The organism is Nocardioides sp. NPDC092400 (assembly GCF_040684155.1).
GTDB lineage: Bacteria > Actinomycetota > Actinomycetes > Propionibacteriales > Nocardioidaceae > Nocardioides.
The window spans coordinates 527,366-547,311 of the sequence record NZ_JBFBFJ010000002.1; the positions used below are offsets into that span (position 1 = coordinate 527,366).

The 19,946-nt window shown below is 74.7% G+C and carries 13 protein-coding genes; 10 read left to right on the forward strand and 3 right to left on the reverse strand.

Annotation, left to right across the window (positions count from 1 at the left end; genetic code table 11):
• Nucleotides 1–16: 16 nt before the first annotated feature.
• From AB0N29_RS10005 to AB0N29_RS10050, 10 genes are all read left to right on the forward strand, one after another.
• A complete protein-coding gene (locus tag AB0N29_RS10005; RefSeq protein ID WP_302269381.1) occupies nt 17–1,396 on the forward strand; it encodes a serine hydrolase domain-containing protein in 1,380 nt (459 codons plus the stop codon).
• Nucleotides 1,397–1,473: 77 nt separating this feature from the next.
• Nucleotides 1,474–3,036, forward strand: a complete 1,563-nt coding sequence (locus AB0N29_RS10010; RefSeq protein WP_364866305.1) for an ABC transporter substrate-binding protein — start codon at nt 1,474–1,476, stop codon at nt 3,034–3,036.
• 3 nt (nt 3,037–3,039) lie between these two features.
• A complete protein-coding gene (locus AB0N29_RS10015) occupies nt 3,040–4,038 on the forward strand; it encodes an ABC transporter permease (RefSeq protein WP_364866307.1) in 999 nt (332 codons plus the stop codon).
• Nucleotides 4,038–5,999: a dipeptide/oligopeptide/nickel ABC transporter permease/ATP-binding protein gene (locus AB0N29_RS10020; protein WP_302269385.1), complete on the forward strand. Its 1,962-nt coding sequence runs from the start codon at nt 4,038–4,040 to the stop codon at nt 5,997–5,999. The genes AB0N29_RS10015 and AB0N29_RS10020 overlap by 1 nt, the downstream gene beginning before the upstream one ends.
• Complete coding sequence (locus AB0N29_RS10025; RefSeq protein ID WP_364866310.1) at nt 5,996–6,781, forward strand: ATP-binding cassette domain-containing protein; 786 nt, start codon at nt 5,996–5,998, stop codon at nt 6,779–6,781. Before AB0N29_RS10020 ends, AB0N29_RS10025 begins: the two co-directional genes overlap by 4 nt.
• Nucleotides 6,778–10,086, forward strand: a complete 3,309-nt coding sequence (locus AB0N29_RS10030; protein ID WP_364866312.1) for a serine hydrolase — start codon at nt 6,778–6,780, stop codon at nt 10,084–10,086. The genes AB0N29_RS10025 and AB0N29_RS10030 overlap by 4 nt, the downstream gene beginning before the upstream one ends.
• Nucleotides 10,086–11,225, forward strand: coding sequence for a M20/M25/M40 family metallo-hydrolase (locus tag AB0N29_RS10035; protein ID WP_364866314.1), 1,140 nt, complete (start codon nt 10,086–10,088; stop codon nt 11,223–11,225). Before AB0N29_RS10030 ends, AB0N29_RS10035 begins: the two co-directional genes overlap by 1 nt.
• Entirely contained in the window at nt 11,222–12,160 is a 939-nt protein-coding gene (locus AB0N29_RS10040; RefSeq protein WP_302269390.1) for a GNAT family N-acetyltransferase, read from the forward strand. The genes AB0N29_RS10035 and AB0N29_RS10040 overlap by 4 nt, the downstream gene beginning before the upstream one ends.
• On the forward strand, nt 12,157–13,263 hold the full coding sequence (gene menC, locus AB0N29_RS10045) for an o-succinylbenzoate synthase (protein WP_302269391.1): 1,107 nt from the start codon (nt 12,157–12,159) through the stop codon (nt 13,261–13,263). The genes AB0N29_RS10040 and menC overlap by 4 nt, the downstream gene beginning before the upstream one ends.
• Nucleotides 13,264–13,293: 30 nt before the next feature.
• Nucleotides 13,294–14,976 carry a helix-turn-helix domain-containing protein gene (locus AB0N29_RS10050; protein ID WP_364866317.1) on the forward strand — a complete coding sequence of 561 codons (1,683 nt, stop codon included), beginning with the start codon at nt 13,294–13,296 and terminating at the stop codon, nt 14,974–14,976.
• A 980-nt stretch (nt 14,977–15,956) separates the two neighbouring features.
• On the opposite strand, the gene AB0N29_RS10055 is transcribed toward AB0N29_RS10050, so the two are convergent.
• The 3 genes from AB0N29_RS10055 to AB0N29_RS10065 all read right to left on the reverse strand — a co-directional run bounded on the left by AB0N29_RS10055 (nt 15,957) and on the right by AB0N29_RS10065 (nt 19,922).
• A complete protein-coding gene (locus tag AB0N29_RS10055; RefSeq protein ID WP_364866319.1) occupies nt 15,957–17,027 on the reverse strand; it encodes an SLC13 family permease in 1,071 nt (356 codons plus the stop codon).
• 86 nt (nt 17,028–17,113) lie between these two features.
• A complete protein-coding gene (katG, locus tag AB0N29_RS10060; RefSeq protein ID WP_364866321.1) occupies nt 17,114–19,384 on the reverse strand; it encodes a catalase/peroxidase HPI in 2,271 nt (756 codons plus the stop codon).
• 34 nt (nt 19,385–19,418) lie between these two features.
• On the reverse strand, nt 19,419–19,922 hold the full coding sequence (locus tag AB0N29_RS10065; protein WP_302269395.1) for a Fur family transcriptional regulator: 504 nt from the start codon (nt 19,920–19,922) through the stop codon (nt 19,419–19,421).
• Between the last annotated feature and the right edge of the window lie 24 nt (nt 19,923–19,946).

The window sequence follows — 19,946 nt, forward strand, 5'->3', positions numbered from 1 at the left end:
TCCTAGCGTCCAGGAGGTGACCTCACTCAGCGACGTGCAGCGCTGGCTCGACGAGTCGATGCCGGCCCTCCTGGCGAAGCACGACGTCCCGGGCGCAGCCTGGGCCGTCCTCAAGGACGGGGCGGTCGTCGACGGCGCGACCGGCCTCCTCAGCACGGCCACCGGCGTCGAGGCCACCACGGACTCGGTCTTCCAGATCGGCTCGATCACCAAGCTGTGGACCAGCACCCTGGTCATGCAGCTGGTCGACGAGGGCCTGCTGGACCTCGACGACCGGGTCCAGCAGCACCTGCCGGCGCTGCGGCTGCGCGACGCCGACGCCGCCGCGTCGATCACGGTGCGCCAGCTGCTGAACCACACCGCGGGGTTCGAGGGCGACATCTTCACCGACACCGGCCCCGGCGACGACGCGATCGAGAAGTACGTCGAGGTGCTGGCCGACGTGCCGCAGCTCTTCCCGCCCGGCCAGCAGTTCTCCTACAACAACGCCGGCTACTGCCTGCTCGGCCGCCTCGTCGAGGTGCTGCGCGAGAAGACGTACGACGCGTGCCTGCGCGAGCACCTCTTCGCACCGCTCGGGCTCACCCACGCCGCGACCAGCCCCTACGAGGCGATCCTCTTCCGCGCCGCCGTCGGGCACGTCCAGCCGGCGCCCGACGCGCCGTACGAGCCGGCGCCCATCTGGGCGATGGCCCGGTCCAACTCCCCGGCCGGGACGATGCTCTCGATGCGGGCGCGCGACCTGGTGACCTTCGCCCGGATGCACCTCGAGGACGGCCGCTCCGCCACCGGCGAGCAGGTGCTCGCCCCCGGGACCGCCGCGCGGATGCAGGCCCGCGCCGTGGAGGTCCCCTACACCGGGATCATGGGCTCCTCGTGGGGCCTGGGCTTCGAGCGCTTCGACATGCCCGAGGGCGACGTCGTGGGCCACGACGGCAACACCATCGGGCAGAGCGCCTTCCTGCGGATGGTGCCCGAGGCCGGCCTGGCCGTCGCGCTGCTGACCAACGGCGGCGACGTCTTCGCGCTCTACCACGACGTCGTCGGGCGCCTGGTCGCCGAGCTCGGCGGCACCGCCATCCCCACGCTGCCCACGCCGCCGCTCGAGCACGAGCCGGTCGACGCGAGCCGGTACGTCGGCACCTACTCCGCCGAGGTGCTCGACCTGGTCGTGCGCCAGGACGACGACCAGCGGATCTGGCTCGACACCGTGTACAAGGGTGTCTTCGCCGACATGCCCCCGGAGCCGCCGACCGAGCTGGTGCCCTTCGGGCCCGACAGCCTGATCCCGCTCGAGCCGGACCGCGGGATGCACATGCCCCACAACTTCCTGGGCGACGACGGCTCGGGGCACGCCCGCTACCTGCACCTCGGCCGCGCCTTCCAGCGCGCCTGACCCGCACCTCCACCCCCGCACCACCCACCCGCACCACCCAGATCTCCACCACCGACAGGGGAACCGCGATGAACCGAATGGCTGCACCGTTGGGACTGTGCCTGGCCGCGGCCGCACTGGTGGGCTGCGGCGCCACCGGCGGCGGCTCGGGCGGCGGCGGGGAGGGCGGTGGCGGTGGCGGCGACGTCGTGGACGGCGGGACCTTCACGATGGCCATCAACGCCGACCCGGGGAACCTCGACCCGCAGTCGTCGGTGTCCAGCGCGCTGTTCAGCGTCAGCCAGCTGCCCTACGACCGGCTGCTGAACATCGACTTCGAGAGCGGCGAGATCCGTTCGGGGCTGGCGTCGGACTGGGAGGTCGACGGCACCACGATCGAGCTCACCCTCGAGGAGGGCATCACCTGCTCCGACGGCTCGGCGCTGACCGCGGCCGACGTGGTCGCCAATCTCGAGCACGTCGCGGACCCGAAGAACAAGAGCCCCTTCCTCGGCACGTTCCTGCCGGTCGGGGTCGAGGCGACGGCCGACGAGGCCGCCGGCACGGTCACCGTGACGCTCGCCGAGCCGGCGCCGTTCGCCCTGCAGGGACTGGCCAACGTGCCGATCATCTGCGCGGCCGGGCTGGAGGACCGCGCGTCCCTCGCCGACCAGAGCAACGGCACCGGTCCCTACGAGCTCACCGAGGCGGCGCCGGGCGACAGCTACACCTACGCCATCCGCGAGGGCTACACGTGGGGCCCCGACGGCGCCTCGACCGACACCGAGGGCATGCCCGACACCGTCGTGGTCAAGATCGTGCAGAACGAGTCGACCGCCGCGAACCTGCTGCTGTCCGGCCAGCTCAACGGGGCCGTCGTCACCGGGCCCGACGCCAAGCGGCTCGAGGGCGCCGGCCTGACGTCGTACGACACCGCGACGCTGAGCGGCGAGCAGTTCTACAACCAGGCCGAGGGCCGTGCCACCAGCGACCCGGAGGTGCGCCTCGCGCTCACCCAGGCGCTGGACCTCGAGGAGCTGCAGCGGGTGCTCACCTCCGGCGAGGGCGGTCCGGCCACGACCCTGGCCGCGCTCGACCCGGTCGCCTGCCCCGGCGACTCGGTGAGCGGGGCGCTCCCAGCGCAGGACACCGACGCCGCCGCGCAGGTGCTCTCCGCCGCCGACCTGCCGGAGCTGACCTTCCTCTTCGACCCCAGCGGCGGCAGCGGCGTGGGCGCCGCGGCGGAGCTGGCGGTGCAGCAGTGGAAGGCCGCCGGGGTCACGGTGAAGCCCAAGCCGCAGAACGGCACGGCGATCCAGCAGACCGTCTTCGGCACCGGCGACTGGGACATCGCCTGGCTGCCGCTCAACGTCAACAGCCCCGACCAGCTCGTGCCGTTCCTCTCCGGGCCCGGCATCGACGAGGGCGGGACGAACTTCGCCGGCATCGCCAACGACGACTACGAGGCCGGCGTCCAGGACGCCTCGGCGATGGTCGGGCAGGAGGGCTGCGACACCTGGCTGGAGGCGGAGTCGAACCTGGTCGCCGCCGCCGACGTGGTGCCCTTCGCCAACACCGTGGGCAAGACGTGGCAGCAGGGTGCGGAGTTCGAGTACCCCGGCCAGATGGTGCCGACCAGCATCCGCATGCTGGCCGAGTGAGCCGTGGCCACCACGGCGATCCCGGGCGTCGCCCGGCCGGCGCGCACCCTGGAGTCGCGGCCCTGGCTGCGGTTCGCGCTGCGACGCTCGGGCCGGCTGCTGGTGTCGCTGTGGGTGCTGCTGACCGCGTCGTTCCTGATGACGCACCTGATCCCCGGCGACCCGGTGCGCGGAGCCCTCGGGCCCACCGCGCCCGCGGACCTCGTCGCGGCCAAGCGCGCGGCGCTCGGCCTCGACGACCCGCTGCCGGTGCAGTACCTGGACTACCTGCGCGGCGTCGTCACCGGTGACTTCGGCACCTCGCTGATCTCGCAGGTGCCGGTCGCCGACGTCCTCGCCCAACGGCTGCCGGCGACGCTGTGGCTGGCGGTCCTCGGCTTCGCGCTGGCGGTCGCCGTCGCGGTGCCGGTCGGCGTCGTCGCCGGCGTGCTGACCCGCCGGGGGCACGGGCGCCGGACCGAGCTGGCCTTCACCGGCACCAGCGTGGTGCTCGGCACGATCCCGGACTTCCTGGTCGGCGTCGCGCTGGTCTACGTCTTCGGCGTCCGGCTCGGCGCGCTGCCGGTGGCCGGCAACGACACGCTCTCCTCGCTCGTGCTCCCGGTCCTCGCGCTGGCGATCGGCCCGGCCGCGATCCTGGCGCGGGTCCTGCGCGTGGAGATGGTCACCGTGCTCCAGGCGGACTTCATCCGTACGGCGCGCGCCAAGCGCCTGCCGCCCCGCACCGTCCACCTGCGCCACGCCCTGCCCAACGCGCTGACGGCCAGCCTGACCCTGTGCGGGCTGCTGCTCGGGTCGATGGTCGCCGGCACGGTCCTGGTCGAGAACGTCTTCGCCTGGCCCGGCCTGGGCAGCACGATCGTCTCCTCGATCCTCAACAAGGACTACCCGGTCGTGCAGGGGATCGTCCTCGTCTACGGGATCGGCGTGCTGCTCGTGAACACGCTGGTCGACGTGGTCCTCGCCCTGCTCGACCCGCGGTCGATGATCAAGGAGGACTGATGAGCCGAGACGGTCGCCGACCGCCCCGCTGGGCCGGCGTGGTGCGCACGCCGCTGGGCCTGGCCACCGCGGTCCTCACCGCCGCGATGCTCGTCCTGGCCGTGGTCGCCCCCCTGCTGTGGGCCGACGCCGCGGACGCCGTCGACACCGACGACATCCTGGCCGGGCCGTCCGCCGAGCACTGGGCCGGCACCGACAACCTCGGCCGCGACATCCTGCTCCGGACGCTCGTGGCCGCCCGGCTCTCCTTCCAGCTGGCGCTCGGCGCGACCGCGATCGCCGTGCTGGTCGGGCTGGTCCTCGGCACCGCCCCGCTGCTGCTCGGGCGCCGCTCGGGACGGATGGTCGTCGCGGGCGTCAACATCGCCGTCGCCTTCCCCGGGCTGCTGCTCGCGCTGTTCTTCGCCGTCGTCTTCGGCGTCGGCGCCACCGGCGCGGTGCTGGCCGTCGGCCTCGCCGGCGCGCCCAGCTTCGCCCGCCTGGTGCAGACCCTGGTGGCCGGCGTGGCCTCCCGGGACTACGTCTCGGCGGCGCGGGTCGCCGGCGTCGGCGAGCTGCGCATCCTGGTGCGGCACGTGCTGCCGAACATCGCCGAGCCGCTCATCGTCAACGCCACGATCGGCGCCGGCTCGGCGCTGCTCTCCTTCGCGGGGCTCTCCTTCCTCGGCCTCGGCGTGCAGGCGCCGTCCTACGACTGGGGGCGGCTGCTGTTCGAGGGCGTCGGCTCGCTGTACGTCAACCCCGCGGCGGCCTTCGCCCCCGGCGCGGCCGTGCTGCTCGCCGGCCTGGTGCTCAACCTGCTGGGCGAGTCGGTCGCCAAGGCCGTCGGCATGGCGTCGCCCGGCGACCTGGCCGCGGCCCCCCGACGGGGTCGGACCCGCGCGACCGGCGTGCCGCACGCGCCGGTCACCGAGCCGGACGCCCACGCCGGCGCGCCCGACGTGGTCCTCGACGTCCGCGACCTGCGCGTGGGGTTCCCCGGCCGCGACGGCGGGTCACCGGTGGAGCCGGTCCGGGGCGTGACGTTCTCGGTGCGCCGCGGCGAGGCGGTGGGCATCGTCGGGGAGTCGGGGTCCGGCAAGTCGCTGACCGCGCTCGCCGTCGCCCAGCTGCTCGACGACCACGCCGACGTCCGGGCGGACCGGCTGGACCTCCTCGGCGAGGACCTCACGACGGGGGACAGCCCGGCGCGCCGCCACCACCTCGGCACCTCGCTGGCGATGGTCTTCCAGGACCCGATGTCGTCGTTCAACCCGACCACCCGCATCGGCACCCAGCTCGCGGAGGTCGCCCGGCACCACCAGGGCATGGACCGGCGCGAGGCGCTCGCCCGCGCCGTCGACCGCCTCGACGCCGTCCGGATCCCCGAGGCCGAGCGGCGGGCGCGCCAGTACCCCCACGAGTTCTCCGGCGGCATGCGCCAGCGCGCGATGATCGGCATGGGCCTGATGGGCACGCCGTCGCTCATCGTCGCCGACGAGCCGACGACCGCCCTCGACGTCACCGTCCAGCAGCAGGTGCTCGACCTGCTGCAGTCCATCCGCCGCGCCGACGACGTCGCCCTGGTGCTGATCAGCCACGACGTCACCGTCGTCGGCGACGTCTGCGACCGCGTGCTGGTGATGTACGCCGGCCGCATCGTGGAGGACCTGTCGGCCGCCGAGCTCACCACGGCGGCGCGCCACCCCTACACCCGCGCGCTGGTCGCCGCCGTGCCGGCCATGGACACCGACCTCGACCGGCCGCTCACCGTGATCCCCGGCCGCCCGGTCGATCCCGCCGACGTCCCGCCGGGCTGCCCGTACGCCGCCCGCTGCCCGCTGGTCTCCGACCGGTGCCGGACCGAGGACCCGCCGCTGGTCGCCGACGGCACGGCCCACCGGGTCGCCTGCTGGCACGCCGACGAGGCGGTCGACCTCGAGCTCGGTCCCCGTCCGCTGGCGGAGGTGGACGTCCCGTGAGCGAGCTGCGCTTCGACGACGTGTCGGTCCGCTACGGGCGGAGCACCGTGGTGGACGGGGTCTCCCTGGTCGTCCCGCCCGGCGAGGTCGTGGGCCTGGTCGGGGAGTCCGGCTCGGGCAAGTCGACCCTGGCCCGCGCCGCCGTCGGGCTGGCCCCGCTCCACGGCGGGGCGATCCTCCTCGACGGCGAGCCGGTCCCGACGCGTGGCCGGCGCCGCCCGGTGCAGATGGTCTTCCAGGACCCGTTCTCCTCCCTGGACCCGCGGATGACGATCGCGGAGAGCATCGCCGAGGCCATGCCGCGCGACGTCGGCCGCGCCCAGCGGCGTGCCGAGGTCGGCCGGCTGCTCGAGCTGGTGCACCTGGACCCGGCCCGCGCGGACGCGCGCCCCTCGGAGCTCTCCGGTGGGCAGCGGCAGCGCGTCGCGCTGGCCCGCGCGCTGGCCGCCCGCCCCGCGGTCGTCGTGGCCGACGAGATCACCTCGGCGCTCGACGTGTCGGTGCAGGGCACGGTCCTCAACCTGGTCCGCGAGCTCCAGCGCGAGCTGGGCCTCTCCATGCTCTTCATCTCCCACAACCTCGCCGTCGTGCGGTACGTCGCGTCGTACGTCGCCGTCATGCACCGCGGCGTGGTCGTCGAGCAGGGCCCCACCGCCCGGGTGCTCGCCGAGCCGACCGAGACCTACACGCGCGACCTGCTGGCCGCCGTCCCCGGCCGTTCCGGGAGCACCCCCGGCGCCACCCCCGGAACCTCCAGCGCCTCCCCAAGGAGCCACCCATGACCCGCACCATGCGCATCGACGACCTCACGGCCCTGGCCGTGCCCTCCCAGCCGGCGCTCTCCCCGGACGGCGGCACCGTCGCCCACGTGGTCCGGACCCTCGACACGGCCGAGGACCGCACCGTCGACCGGCTCTGGCTGGTCGGCACCGCCGGCGGCGACGCGCGCCCCCTGACCGCCGGGCCCGCCGACACCGCGCCGTCCTGGTCGCCCGACGGGTCGCGGATCGCGTTCGTCCGCGACGGCCAGGTGCACGTGCTGGCGGCGACCGGCGGCGAGCCGCGACAGGTCGGGCACCTGCCGTGCGGCGTGGCCGGGACCCCCGCGTGGAGCCCCGACGGCACCCGGCTGCTCGTCCCGGCCCCGGTCGACCCGACCGACGGTGCGGAGCCGCTCGTCGCCCGGCGCCTGGACTACCAGTCCGACGGTGCGGGGCTGCTCGGGGCGGCACGCCGCCAGCTGCACGTGCTCGACGTCGACTCCGGCCGGTGCCGGCAGCTGACCGACGGGCGTGAGCACGCCGACGGGCCGGCCTGGTCGCCCGACGGCCGCTCGATCGCCTTCCTGCGCAAGGTCGGCGACGACAGCGACCTCACGTTCCGCACGGCCGTCCACGTGCTCGACGCCGAGGACCGCAAGGCCGAGCCCCGGGTCGTCGCGCTGGCCGACGGGCTCGCCGGCGCGGTGTCGTACGCCCCGGACGGCCGGAGCCTCCTCGTCATCGGCCACCCCGGCGACCCCGTCGGGCACCAGCACCTGCTGCGCGTGCCGCTGGACGGCGGCGCGACCCGCGACCTGACCGGCCACCTGGACCGCAACGTGATGGCGGGCGGGCCGGCGTACCCCGGCGCCCGGCCGCACGTGCTCGCCGACGGCCGGGTCCTCGTCGCCGTCCGCGACCGCGGCTGCACCCACCTGTGGGCGCTCGAGCCCACCGACCCCGCGCCCGCCGCGACGCCGGTCCTCGCCGGCGAGGGGCGGGTCGTCTCCGGGCTGTCGGTCGTCGGCGGCACGGCCGTCGTCGCGCTCACCACGCCGACGTCGTACGGCGAGCTGGTCGCGCTCGACCTCGCGAGCGGGACCGAGACCGTGCTCACCGACCACGGGGCCGGCCTCGCCGACGTCGAGCTGTTCGTCCCCGAGGAGCGGACGTTCACCGTCTCCGACGGCGTGGAGGTCCAGGGCTGGCTGGTCCGCGACCCCGCCCGCTCCGGCCCGCGCCCGCTGCTGCTCGACGTGCACGGCGGCCCGCACAACGCGTGGAACGCCGCCGCCGACGAGATGCACCCCTACCACCAGGAGCTCGCCGCGCGGGGCTGGGTCGTGCTGCTGGTCAACCCCCGCGGCAGCGACGGCTACGGCGAGGAGTTCTACGACGGCGTCAACGGGGCCTGGGGGGTCGCCGACGCCCAGGACTTCCTCGAGCCGATCGACGCGCTCGTCGCCGAGGGCCTCGCCGACCCCGACCGGCTGGCGGTCACCGGCTACAGCTACGGCGGGTTCACGACCTGCTGGCTCACCGCCCACGACGACCGGTTCCGGGCCGGCGTCGCCGGCGGCGTGGTGAGCGACATGGTCAGCATGTACGGCACCTGCGACGACGGCACCTGCATGAGCTCCTACGAGCTCGGCGGGACGCCCTGGGAGCAGCCCGAGGCGTACGCCGCGATGTCGCCGATCACCCACGTCGACCGGGTCACCACGCCCACGCTGGTGCTGCACGGCCTCGAGGACCTCACCTGCCCGGTCGGCCAGGCCCAGCAGTGGCACACCTCCCTGCGCCACCGCGGCGTGCCCACCGAGCTCGTGCTCTACCCGGGGGCCGCGCACGCCTTCATCCTGCTCGGCCGGCCCTCGCAGCGCCTCGACTACGCACGCCGCGTCGTGGACTGGGTCGAGCAGCACGTCCTCCGCGACGGTCGGCCCCGCCTCGATCTCGGCCACTGGCAGCGGCGGCTCTCGGCCCTCGCCGAGAAGCACGGCGTGCCCGGGGCGCAGCTGGGCATCCTGCGCCTCGGCGGGCCCGACGCCGAGGACGAGGTGGTCGTCGCGACCCACGGTGTCCTCAACGTCGACACCGGCGCGCCGGTCACCCCCGACTCGGTCTTCCAGATCGGGTCGATCACCAAGGTGTGGACCGCGACCCTCGTGATGCAGCTGGTCGACGAGGGGCTCGCCGACCTCGACGCCCCGGTGGTGGAGGTGCTGCCGGAGCTGCGCCTCGCCGACCCCGACGTCACCAAGCAGGTCACGCTGCGCCACCTGCTCAACCACACCAGCGGCATCGACGGCGACGTCTTCACCGACACCGGCCGCGGCGACGACTGCCTGGAGAAGTACGTCGCGCTGCTGCACGAGCAGACCCAGAACCACCCGCTCGGCGCGACCTGGTCCTACTGCAACGCCGGCTTCTCGGTCCTCGGCCGGGTGGTCGAGGTGCTCACCGGCACCACCTGGGACCAGGCGATGCGCGACCGGATCTTCGCCCCCCTGGGCATGCGGCGCGCGCTCACGCTCCCCGAGGACGCGCTGCTCCAGGCCGCCGCGGTCGGCCACGCCACCGAGGACGGTCGCAAGCAGGTGGTGCCGATCTGGCAGCTGCCGCGGTCGGTCGGGCCCGCGGGCCTGGTCACCGCCGACGCCGCGGACGTCCTCGCCTTCGCCCGGCTCCACCTGACCGAGGGCCTGGCCCCCGACGGCACCCGTGTCCTCGGCGAGGAGTCGGCTCGCGCGATGGCCGCTCATCAGGCCGACCTGCCCGACGTCCACTCCCTGGGGGACTCCTGGGGCCTGGGCTGGATCCGGTTCGGCTGGGACGGCCACCGGCTCTACGGCCACGACGGCAACACCATCGGGCAGGCGGCGTTCCTGCGGGTCCTGCCGGAGGCCGGCCTCGCGGTGACGCTGCTGACCAACAACGACGGCAGCCGCGACCTCTACGAGGACCTCTACCGCGAGCTGTTCGACGAGCTCGCCGGCGTGCGGATGACCCCGCGGCTGGTGCCGCCGGAGCCGCCCGCCGACGTCGACCTCGCGCCGTACGTCGGCACCTACGCCCGGGCCGGGGTCCGGATGGAGGTGCTCGACGGCGGACCCGGACCGCGGCTGCGGACGACCGTCCTCGGGCCGCTGGCCGAGATGGTCCCCGACCCGGTGGAGGAGCACCCGCTGGTCGCCTACTCGCCCGGCATGTTCCTCACCCGGCCCGAGGGCGCCGAGACGTGGTTCCCGGTCACCTTCTTCGAGCTGCCCACCGGCGAGCGGTACCTCCACTTCGGTGCCCGCGCGACGCCGCGGGTCGACTGATGGACCACCTGGAGGAGCTGCTGGCCGACGCCCGCGAGCTGATCGGCTGCGAGTCGCCCTCGACCGACCTCGCGGCGGTCGCCCGGTCCGCGGACGTCGTCGCCCGGGTCGGCGAGCGCCGGCTGGGCCGGGCCCCGGAGCGGATCGTGCTCGACGGCCGGACGCACCTGCGCTGGCGGCTCGGCGAGGGTCCCTCCCGGGTGCTGCTGCTGGGCCACCACGACACCGTCTGGCCGATCGGCTCCCTGGGCACCCACCCCTGCGCCGTCACCGACGCGGCCGAGGGCGGGGTGCTGCGCGGCCCGGGCTGCCTGGACATGAAGGTGGGTCTCGCGATGGCCTTCCACGCCGCCGCCGGCCAGGACGGGGTCACCCTGCTGGTCACCGGCGACGAGGAGCTCGGCTCGCCGAGCTCCCGCGGCCTGGTCGAGGAGGAGGCCCGCGCCGCCGGCGCCGCGCTGGTGCTCGAGGCCGCCGCCGACGGCGGCGCGCTCAAGAGCGAGCGCAAGGGCGTCTCGCTGTACGACGTGCGCCTGCTCGGCCGCGCCGCGCACGCCGGCCTGGAGCCCGAGCGCGGGGTCAACGCGACGCTCGAGCTGGCCCACCAGGCGCTGGCCGTGGCCGCGCTGGCCGACCCGGCCGCAGGCACGACGGTCACCCCGACGGCGGCGCGCTCGGGGCAGACCACCAACACGGTGCCGGCCGAGGGGTCGTTCGCGGTCGACGTCCGGGTGCGCTCGCTGGCCGAGCAGCAGCGGGTCGACGACGCCGTCCGCGCGCTGCGGCCGGTGCTCGACGGAGCGGCCGTCGAGGTCCACGGCGGCCCCAACCGGCCGCCGCTGGAGGCGTCGTCCTCCGCCGCCCTGCTCGAGCGGGCACAGGGGCTCGCCGCCCGGCTCGGGCTGCCGCCGCTCGAGGCCACCGCGGTCGGGGGCGCCTCGGACGGGAACTTCACCGCCGGCGTCGGCACCCCCACCCTCGACGGCCTGGGCGCCGTCGGCGGTGGGGCGCACGCCGACCACGAGCACGTCCTGCTCGCGCCGCTCGTCGGGCGCACGACGCTGCTGCGCGCCCTGGTCGAGGACCTGCTGGCCGTGCCGACGAACCGGGCCCGCGCGACTTGTGGGGCGCGACCATGACGCTGCCCGAGAAGGCCGGGAGCATCGGCCACGTGACCGACCTCGCCGCCGCACCGCAGCGGGCACCCGAGCCGGCGACCGAGCTGGACCGGGCCGTCCGGGTGGCCGAGGCCGCCGCGCTCGCCTCCGGGGTGACCGTGCGCGAGCTCGCCGGCCTCGGCGAGCTGGAGCAGGTCGTCGACCTCTACGCCGGCATCTGGGGCCGCAGCACCAACCCGCCGGTCACCCTCGAGCTGCTCCGGGCGTTCACCAAGGCGGGCAACTACGTCGGCGGCGCCTTCGCCGAGGGCCGGCTCGTCGGCGCCTGCGTGGGGTTCTTCCACGCGCCGGGCGACGACGCGCTGCACAGCCACATCGCCGGTGTCTCGCCGGAGGTGGTGGGCCGCAGCGTGGGGTTCGCGCTCAAGCTGCACCAGCGCAGCTGGGCGCTGCTGCGCGGCGTCTCCGACATCGCCTGGACCTTCGACCCGCTCGTCAGCCGCAACGCCTACTTCAACGTCGGCAAGCTGGCCGCGCGTCCGGTGGAGTACCTCACCAACTTCTACGGCCTGATGCCCGACTCCCTCAACGGCCAGGACGAGACCGACCGCCTGCTCGTGCGGTGGCGCCTGCTCGACCCGGCCGTCGTGGCCGCCTGCTCGGGTACCCGGGTGCCGTTCCCCGCCGGCCCGGAGGGCCCGGACGGCCCGGACGGCGAGGTGGTCACCGCCGTGGGTGTCGGGGACGACGGCTCCCCGGTGCCCGGACGGCTCGACGCGGCCGTCCTCCGCGTCGCCGTGCCGCGCGACATCAGTGGCCTCCGGGTCACCGACCCCGTGCTCGCGCACCGCTGGCGGACCAGCGTGCGCGAGGCGCTCGCGGCGCTCCTCGCCGACGGCGCCCGCATCACCGCTTTCGACCCTGCCGGCTGGTACGTCGTTCGGAGAGACCTGTGAAGCTCAACGGCGTGGAGCTCCTCCACGTGTCCATGCCCCTCGTGTCGCCGTTCCGGACCTCGTTCGGGACCCAGGTGACGCGCGACCTGCTCGTGCTCCGCGTCGACACCGACGCCGGCGAGGGCTGGGGGGAGTGCGTGACGATGGTCGACCCGCGGTACTCCTCGGAGTACGTCGCCGGCGCGGCCGACGTGCTGCGCCGCTACCTCGTGCCGACCCTCGCCGCGGCCGGCCCGCTCGACGCCTCCCGGGTCGCCGACGTGCTGGCGCCGTTCAAGGGCCACCGGATGGCCAAGGCCGCCCTCGAGATGGGCGTCCTGGACGCCGAGCTGCGCGCCGGCGGCCGCTCCTTCGCGCGCGAGCTCGGCGCGGTCCGCGACCGGGTGCCCGCCGGCGTCTCGGTCGGCATCATGGACGGCGTCCCCCAGCTGCTCGACGCGGTCGAGGGCTACCTGGCCGAGGGGTACGTCCGGATCAAGCTCAAGATCGAGCCCGGCTGGGACGTCGAGCCGGTCCGGGCGGTCCGGGAGCGGTTCGGCGACGACGTCCTGCTGCAGGTCGACGCCAACACGGCGTACACGCTCGCCGACGCCCGCCACCTCGCTCGCCTCGACCCGTTCGACCTGCTGCTGATCGAGCAGCCGCTCGAGGAGGAGGACGTCCTCGGGCACGCCCGCCTCGCCCAGCTGATCACCACCCCGGTGTGCCTCGACGAGTCGATCGTCTCCGCGCAGTCGGCCGCGGCGGCGATCACGCTCGGCGCCTGCTCGGTGGTCAACATCAAGCCCGGGCGGGTGGGCGGCTACCTCGAGGCCCGCCGGATCCACGACGTCTGCCGCGCCCACGGCGTGCCGGTGTGGTGCGGAGGCATGCTCGAGACCGGCATCGGCCGTGCGGCGAACGTCGCGCTCGCCGCGCTGCCCGGGTTCACGATGCCCGGCGACACCTCGGCCTCGGACCGGTACTACTCGACCGACGTCACCGACCCGTTCGTCCTCGAGGAGGGCACGCTCGCGGTGCCCGAGGGACCCGGCATCGGGGTCACCCCCGACGCCGACCGGCTCGCGGCCGTCACCACGCGGACGGAGTGGCTGTCGGCGTGAGGAGCGCCGTACGCCGCTAGGGTCCGGGTCGTGCAGTCCTCGGCGGTCCCGGGCCCCCGGGCGCGGGCCAGCCTCGCCCGGGTCCTGGACGACCTCGGGAGCACGCTGCTCGAGCTGGTCCACGGCGACCCCGGTCGCGCGGAGGAGATCAGCGGCGTGGTCATCCACGACCCGCTCGACGCGCCCGTGCTGCCGCGCCGCTCGCTCGTGCTCGGGGTCGGCGTGGAGGAGCCGGACCGGGTGGCCGAGCTGCTCGGCGAGCTCGGGCGGCGGGACGCCGCGGCGCTGGTGCTGCGGGCGCCGGTGCCGGTGTCGCCGGAGGTGCGCGCCGCCTCGGAGGCCGCCGGGGTGCCGGTGCTCGGCCTGAGCCGGGGCGCCCCGTGGGCCCACCTGGCCGCCATGCTGCGCTCGCTGCTCGTCGAGGGCGACGTGGGTGCGGTGGCCCCGGAGTCGCTGGGCGGGCTGCCCTCCGGCGACCTGTTCGCCGTCGCCAACGCGATCGCCTCGCTGCTGGACGCGCCCATCACCATCGAGGACCGGAGCTCGCGGGTCCTGGCGTTCTCCGGCCGCCAGGACGAGGCCGACCCCTCGCGGGTGGAGACGATCCTGGGCCGGCAGGTGCCCGAGCGCTACTCCCGGATCCTCAGCGAGCGGGGGGTCTTCCGCGAGCTGCACCGCAGCGACCAGCCGATCTTCGTCGACCCCACGCCGGACGCCGACCAGGTCTTCGTCATGCCCCGGGTCGCGGTCGCGGTCCGGGCCGGCGACGAGGTGCTCGGCTCGATCTGGGCCGCCGTCCCCGGACCACTGTCGCCCGAGCGCACCGACGCCCTGCGCGACGCCGCGAAGCTCGTCGCCCTGCACCTGCTGCGCGTGCGTGCCGGCGCCGATGTGGAGCGCCGCGTGCGCGCGGACCTCGTCGGCTCGGTGCTCGAGGGCGGCCCCGGTGCCCGGGAGGCGCTGGAGCGGCTCGGCCTCGCCGACAGCCCGCTGCTCGTGCTCGCGCTGGCGGTGCCCGACCCCGACCCGGAGACCGGCGACGACCCCGTCCTCGCCCACGAGCGGCAGCGGCTCAGCGACGCCTTCGCCGTCCACCTCAGCGCTGTGCACCCGCGGTCGGCCACCGCGCCGGTCGGCGGGGTCACCTACGCCCTGGCGGCGTACGCCGGTCCCGCCGGGGAGGGGGAGGCCCGCGCCGTCCGTGTCGCCGGCGACTTCCTCGAGCGGATCGGTGAGCGGCTGCGCACGGTGGTGGCCGTCGGGCCGGTCGCGACCTCGCTGAGCGAGATCGGCCGGTCACGGGAGACGACCGACCGGGTCCTGCGGGTGCTGCGCGACGACCCGTCGGCCGGCCCGGTCGCCCGCCTCGTCGACGTCCAGACCGAGTCGCTGCTGATGGAGCTTCGCGACCGGGTCCTCGCCCGGGGCGAGCCGGTCACCGGGCCGCTCGCCGCGCTGGTGGCCTACGACGAGGAGCACGACGGCAGCCTGGTCGCCACCCTGCACGCCTGGCTCGAGGCGTTCGGCGACGTCAACCGCGCCGCCGAGGCGCTCTACGTGCACCCCAACACCTTCCGCTACCGCCTGCGCCGCGTGCGCGAGGTCGGCGGCCTCGACCTGCTCGACCCCGCCCAGCGGTTCGCCGTCGGCCTCCAGCTCCGGCTCTGGCCCGGCCTCACCGCCGGCGCGCCCTCCACCGACGACCCGGCCTGACCAGCGGGCCGCTGGTCGAGCAGGCGAGCGCCAGCGAGCCGTCGTCGAGACCCGGTGAGGTGGTTGCGGTGGTGGGGAGGTGCGGGGGTCTCGACGACGCTCAGGCGTTGGGCGCCTTCGCTGCTCGACCAGCGGTCGCCGGCAAGCCGTCGTCGAGACCGGGTGAGGTGGTTTCGGTGGTGGGGAGGTGCGGGGGTCTCGACGACGCTCAGGCGCTGGACGCCTTCGCTGCTCGACCAGCGGGTTGCCGGCGAGCCGTCGTCGAGACCCGGTGAGGTGCCTGCGGTGATGGGGACGTGCGGGGGTCTCGACGACGCTCAGGCGTTGGACGCCTTCGCTGCTCGACCAGCGGGTTGCCAGCGAGCCGTCGTCGAGACCCGGTGAGGTGGTTGCGGTGGTGGGGAGGTGCGGGGGTCTCGACGACGCTCAGGCGCTGGTGCGGGCCGCTGGTCGAGCAGGTGAGCGCCAGCGAGCCGTCGTCGAGACCGGGTGAGGGTGGTTGCGGTGGTGGGGAGGTGCGGGGGTCTCGACGACGCTCAGGCGCTGGACGCCTTCGCTGCTCGACCAGCGGGTTGCCAGCGAGCCGTCGTCGAGACCCGGTGAGGTGCCTGCGGTGATGGGGACGTGCGGGGGTCTCGACGACGCTCAGGCGTTGGACGCCTTCGCTGCTCGACCAGCGGTCGCCGGCTCAGGCGCCGGACGCCTTCGCTGCTCGACCAGCGGTCGCCGGCTCAGGCGTTGGACGCCTTCGCTGCTCGACCAGCGGGTTGCTGGTCGAGCAGGCGAGCGCCAGCGAGCCGTCGTCGAGACCCGGTGAGGTGGTTGCGGTGGTGGGGAGGTGCGGGGGTCTCGACGACGCTCAGGCGTTGGGCGCCTTCGCTGCTCGACCAGCGGTCGCCGGCCTAGGCGTTGGACGCCTTCGCTGCTCGACCAGCGGTCGCCGGCTCAGGCGTTGGGCGCCTTCGCTGCTCGACCAGCGGTCAGGCGACGAGGGCGCCGAGGAGGACGGAGAGGGGGACCACCAGCAGGCCCTCGCGGAGGAACTGGGTCCAGGTGACGTGCAGGCCGGCGAGGCGGCAGCGGCGCCGCCAGAGCAGGTTCGCCAGCGAGCCCCAGAGCAGCAGCATGCCGCCGGTGTTGACCCCGACCAGCAGGGCCGGCTGGAGGCCGTCGTCGGTCAGCGGCGCGAGCGCGAGCCACGCCGGGAGGTTGTCCACGGCGTTGGCGAGCAGGGCCGCCGCGGCGGCCACCGCGACCGGGCCGGGCCAGTCGAGGCGCTCGACGTCGACCACCCGCAGGGCGACCTCGACCAGGGTGAACAGCGCGAAGGTGCCCACGAGGATGACCGCCGGGACCGAGCTCAGCAGCCGGCCCGGCCGCACCAGCCCCGGGTCGCGGACGACGGCGAGCAGCACGAGCACGGCCAGCCCGCCGGTCGCCGCGGCCCAGGCCGGGGCGCCGACCACGGTCGCCACCGCGATCCCCAGCGCGACGGTCGCGCTGCCGGCGACCAGCACGGCGTCGTACGCCGGGAGCGTGCGGGGGACGGGGTAGGTGCCGGTGAGCGCCGCCCGGTGCCGCAGCGCGAGGACCGTGACCACGACGGCCAGCACGACGACCTGCGGCAGCCAGAGGTCGGCGACGAACGCACCGGCCGACTGCCCCGTGCGCTCGACGGCCAGGAGGTTGGTGAGGTTCGAGATCGGCAGCAACAGGCTCGCGCCGTTGGCCAGCCACAGCGTGGCGAAGGCGAACGGCAGCGGCGCCACCCCGACCTGGGCGGCGAGCGCGAGGGAGACCGGGGTGAGCATCACCGCGGTGGTGTCGATCCCCAGCAGCACGGTGGTGACGGTCGCGAGCAGGCAGTGGGCCGCGAAGAGCAGCGGCGTGCGGCCACCGGCCAGCCGGGCGACGGCGTGGGCGGCGACGTCGAAGAGCCGGGCGTCCGCGCACAGGTCGCTGACCAGGGTGATGACGAGCAGGAAGGCGAGCACGGGCCACGTGGTCGTCCAGGCGGCGGCGGTCGCCTCGACCAGGACGTCCGGGAGCACGGCCGCACGGTAGTGCCCCGGACGGCGACGAGCCCGGCCGCCCCGTGGTGGGGCGACCGGGCTCGAGCGGGGTCAGGCGGTCGGGCTCACTCCAGGTCGAAGCGGTCCAGCTCCATGACCTTGGTCCAGGCCTGGACGAAGTCCTGGACGAACTTGTCGCGGGCGTCCTCGCTGGCGTAGACCTCGGCGAGGGCACGCAGCTGGGAGTTCGAGCCGAAGATCAGGTCCACCGCGGTGGCGGTCCACTTCGGCTCGCCGGTCGCGGCGTCACGGATGTCGTAGACGTTCTCCTCCGACTCCGAGGCCTTCCACTGCGTGCCGGGGGCGAGCAGGTTGGCGAAGAAGTCGTTGGTGAGCACGCCCGGCCGGTCGGTGAGGACGCCGTGCTGCACGCCGCCGACGTTGTTGCCGAGCGCCCGCAGGCCGCCGACGAGGACGGTCATCTCGGGGGCGGTCAGGTCGAGCATGTAGGAGCGCTCGACCAGGAGGACCTCCGGCTGCATCTTCTCGCCGGACCGCAGGTAGTTGCGGAAGCCGTCGGCACGCGGCTCGAGGACGCGGAAGGAGTGGACGTCGGTCTGCTCCTGGGTGGCGTCGGTGCGGCCGGGGTGGAACGGCACGGTCACCTCGACACCGGCGTCCCGGGCGGCCTTCTCGACCGCGGCCGAGCCGGCCAGGACGATGAGGTCGGCCATCGAGACCTGCGCGCCGCCGCGGCCGTTGAACTCCGCCCGGACGGCCTCGAGCCGCTCGAGCACCCGCTCGAGCTGCTCGGGCTGGTTGGCGGCCCAGCCGCGCTGCGGTTCGAGGCGGATCCGCGCACCGTTGGCGCCACCGCGCTTGTCCGTGGAGCGGAACGACGCGGCCGACGCCCACGCGGTGGAGACCAGCTCGGAGACGGTGAGGCCGGACTCGAGCACGGCCGACTTCAGCGCCGCCACGTCGGCGTCGCCGACGAGCTCGCCCTGCACCGGCGGGACCGGGTCCTGCCACAGCTGCGCCTCGGGCACCCACGGGCCGAGGAAGCGCTCGATGGGGCCCATGTCGCGGTGGAGCAGCTTGTACCAGGCCTTGGCGAAGGCCTGCGAGAACTCGTTGGGGTTCTCGAGGAAGCGGCGCGAGATCTTCTCGTACTCGGGGTCGAAGCGCAGCGCGAGGTCGCTGGTGAGCATGGTCGGCTTGCGCTTGGGGGAGTCGGCGGCGGGGCCGGGGACGATCGCCTCGGCGTCCTTGGCGACCCACTGCCAGGCGCCGGCCGGGCTCTTCTCCAGCTCCCACTCGTACTTGAAGAGGAACTTGAAGAAGTCGTTGCTCCACCGGGTCGGCGTGGAGGTCCAGGTGACCTCCAGGCCCGAGGTGATCGCGTCGGCGCCCTTGCCGGAGCCGAAGCCGCTCTTCCAGCCCAGGCCCTGCTCCTCGATCGGCGCGGCCTCCGGCTCGGGGCCGACGAGGTCGGGGTCGCCGGCGCCGTGGGTCTTGCCGAAGGTGTGGCCGCCGGCGATGAGCGCGACGGTCTCCTCGTCGTTCATCGCCATCCGCGCGAAGGTGTCGCGGATGTCGCGGGCCGAGGCCAGCGGGTCCGGGTTGCCGTTCGGGCCCTCGGGGTTGACGTAGATCAGGCCCATCTGGACCGCGCCCAGGGTCTCCTCGAGCTCGCGCTCGCCGGAGTAGCGCTCGTCGCCCAGCCAGGTGTCCTCGGGGCCCCAGATGATCTCCTCCGGCTCCCAGATGTCCTCGCGGCCGAAGGCGAAGCCGAAGGTCTGGAAGCCCATGTCCTCGAGCGCGACGGTGCCGGCGTACACCAGCAGGTCGGCCCAGGAGATCTTCTGGCCGTGCTTCTGCTTGACCGGCCACAGCAGGCGGCGGGCCTTGTCGATGTTGGCGTTGTCGGGCCAGCTGTTGAGCGGGGCGAAGCGCTGCGAGCCCTCGCCCGCGCCGCCGCGGCCGTCGAAGATGCGGTACGTGCCGGCGGCGTGCCAGCTCATCCGGATGAAGAGGCCGCCGTAGTGGCCGAAGTCGGCGGGCCACCAGTCCTGGGAGGTGTTGAGGACCTCGACGATGTCGCGGCGCAGCTCCTGCAGGTCGAGCTTCTTGAACTCCTCGGAGTAGTCGAAGTCCGGACCGAGCGGGTTGCTCTTGGAGGAGTGGGCGTGCAGCGGCGAGAGGTCGAGGCTGTTGGGCCACCAGTCCTTGTTGGTGTGCGGGCGGCCACCGGTCTTGGGCGTCGGCGAGTCGATCGCCGGGTTCTCGCTCTCGCTGCCGTGCGCGGCGGCGGAGTCGTGCATGACCGGGCAGCCGCCCTCGGCCTTCCGGTCCACCCCCTGGGGGCTGACGGGGGCGTTGTCGTCCTGGGTCATCGATGTCCTTCCGGTGGTGGTGCTGGTGGAGGGGTCAGGCAGGGGTGGTGCGGGTGGTGCTGCCAGTGGTGCTGCCAGTGGTGCGGGCGGCCGCGCAGTCGGGGCAGGTGCCCCAGTACACGACCTCCGCCTCGTCGACCACGAAGCCGTGGTCGTCGGACGCGGTGAGGCACGGGGCGTGGCCGACCGAGCAGTCCACGTCGGCGATCGCGCCGCAGGAGCGGCAGACGACGTGGTGGTGGTTGTCGCCCACCCGGGACTCGTAGCGGGCGGTGGCCCCGGCCGGCTGGATGCGGCGGACCATGCCGGCGTCGGTGAGCGCACGCAGGACGTCGTACACCGCCTGGTGGGACACCGCGCCGAGGTCCGCGCGGACCTGGCCGATGACCGTGTCGGTGTCGGCGTGCGGGTGGTCGTGGACCGCGGTGAGCACGGCCAGTCGGGGCTTGGTCACCCGCAGTCCGGCCTCACGCAGCTCGGCCGTGAAGTCCGGGGTGGTGCCCGCGGAGGGCCCCGGCTGGCGGTCCGGCGTCGTCATGGCACGAGCATCGCGGGTTTTCTG

Coding starts and splice junctions, on each gene's coding strand:
- AB0N29_RS10020 (WP_302269385.1), top strand. CDS start 4,038: ATGAGCCGAGACGGTCGCCGACCGCCCCGCTGGGCCGGCGTGGTGCGC.
- AB0N29_RS10010 (WP_364866305.1), top strand. CDS start 1,474: ATGGCTGCACCGTTGGGACTGTGCCTGGCCGCGGCCGCACTGGTGGGC.
- AB0N29_RS10065 (WP_302269395.1), bottom strand. CDS start 19,922: ATGACGACGCCGGACCGCCAGCCGGGGCCCTCCGCGGGCACCACCCCG.
- AB0N29_RS10035 (WP_364866314.1), top strand. CDS start 10,086: ATGGACCACCTGGAGGAGCTGCTGGCCGACGCCCGCGAGCTGATCGGC.
- AB0N29_RS10040 (WP_302269390.1), top strand. CDS start 11,222: ATGACGCTGCCCGAGAAGGCCGGGAGCATCGGCCACGTGACCGACCTC.
- AB0N29_RS10030 (WP_364866312.1), top strand. CDS start 6,778: ATGACCCGCACCATGCGCATCGACGACCTCACGGCCCTGGCCGTGCCC.
- katG (WP_364866321.1), bottom strand. CDS start 19,384: ATGACCCAGGACGACAACGCCCCCGTCAGCCCCCAGGGGGTGGACCGG.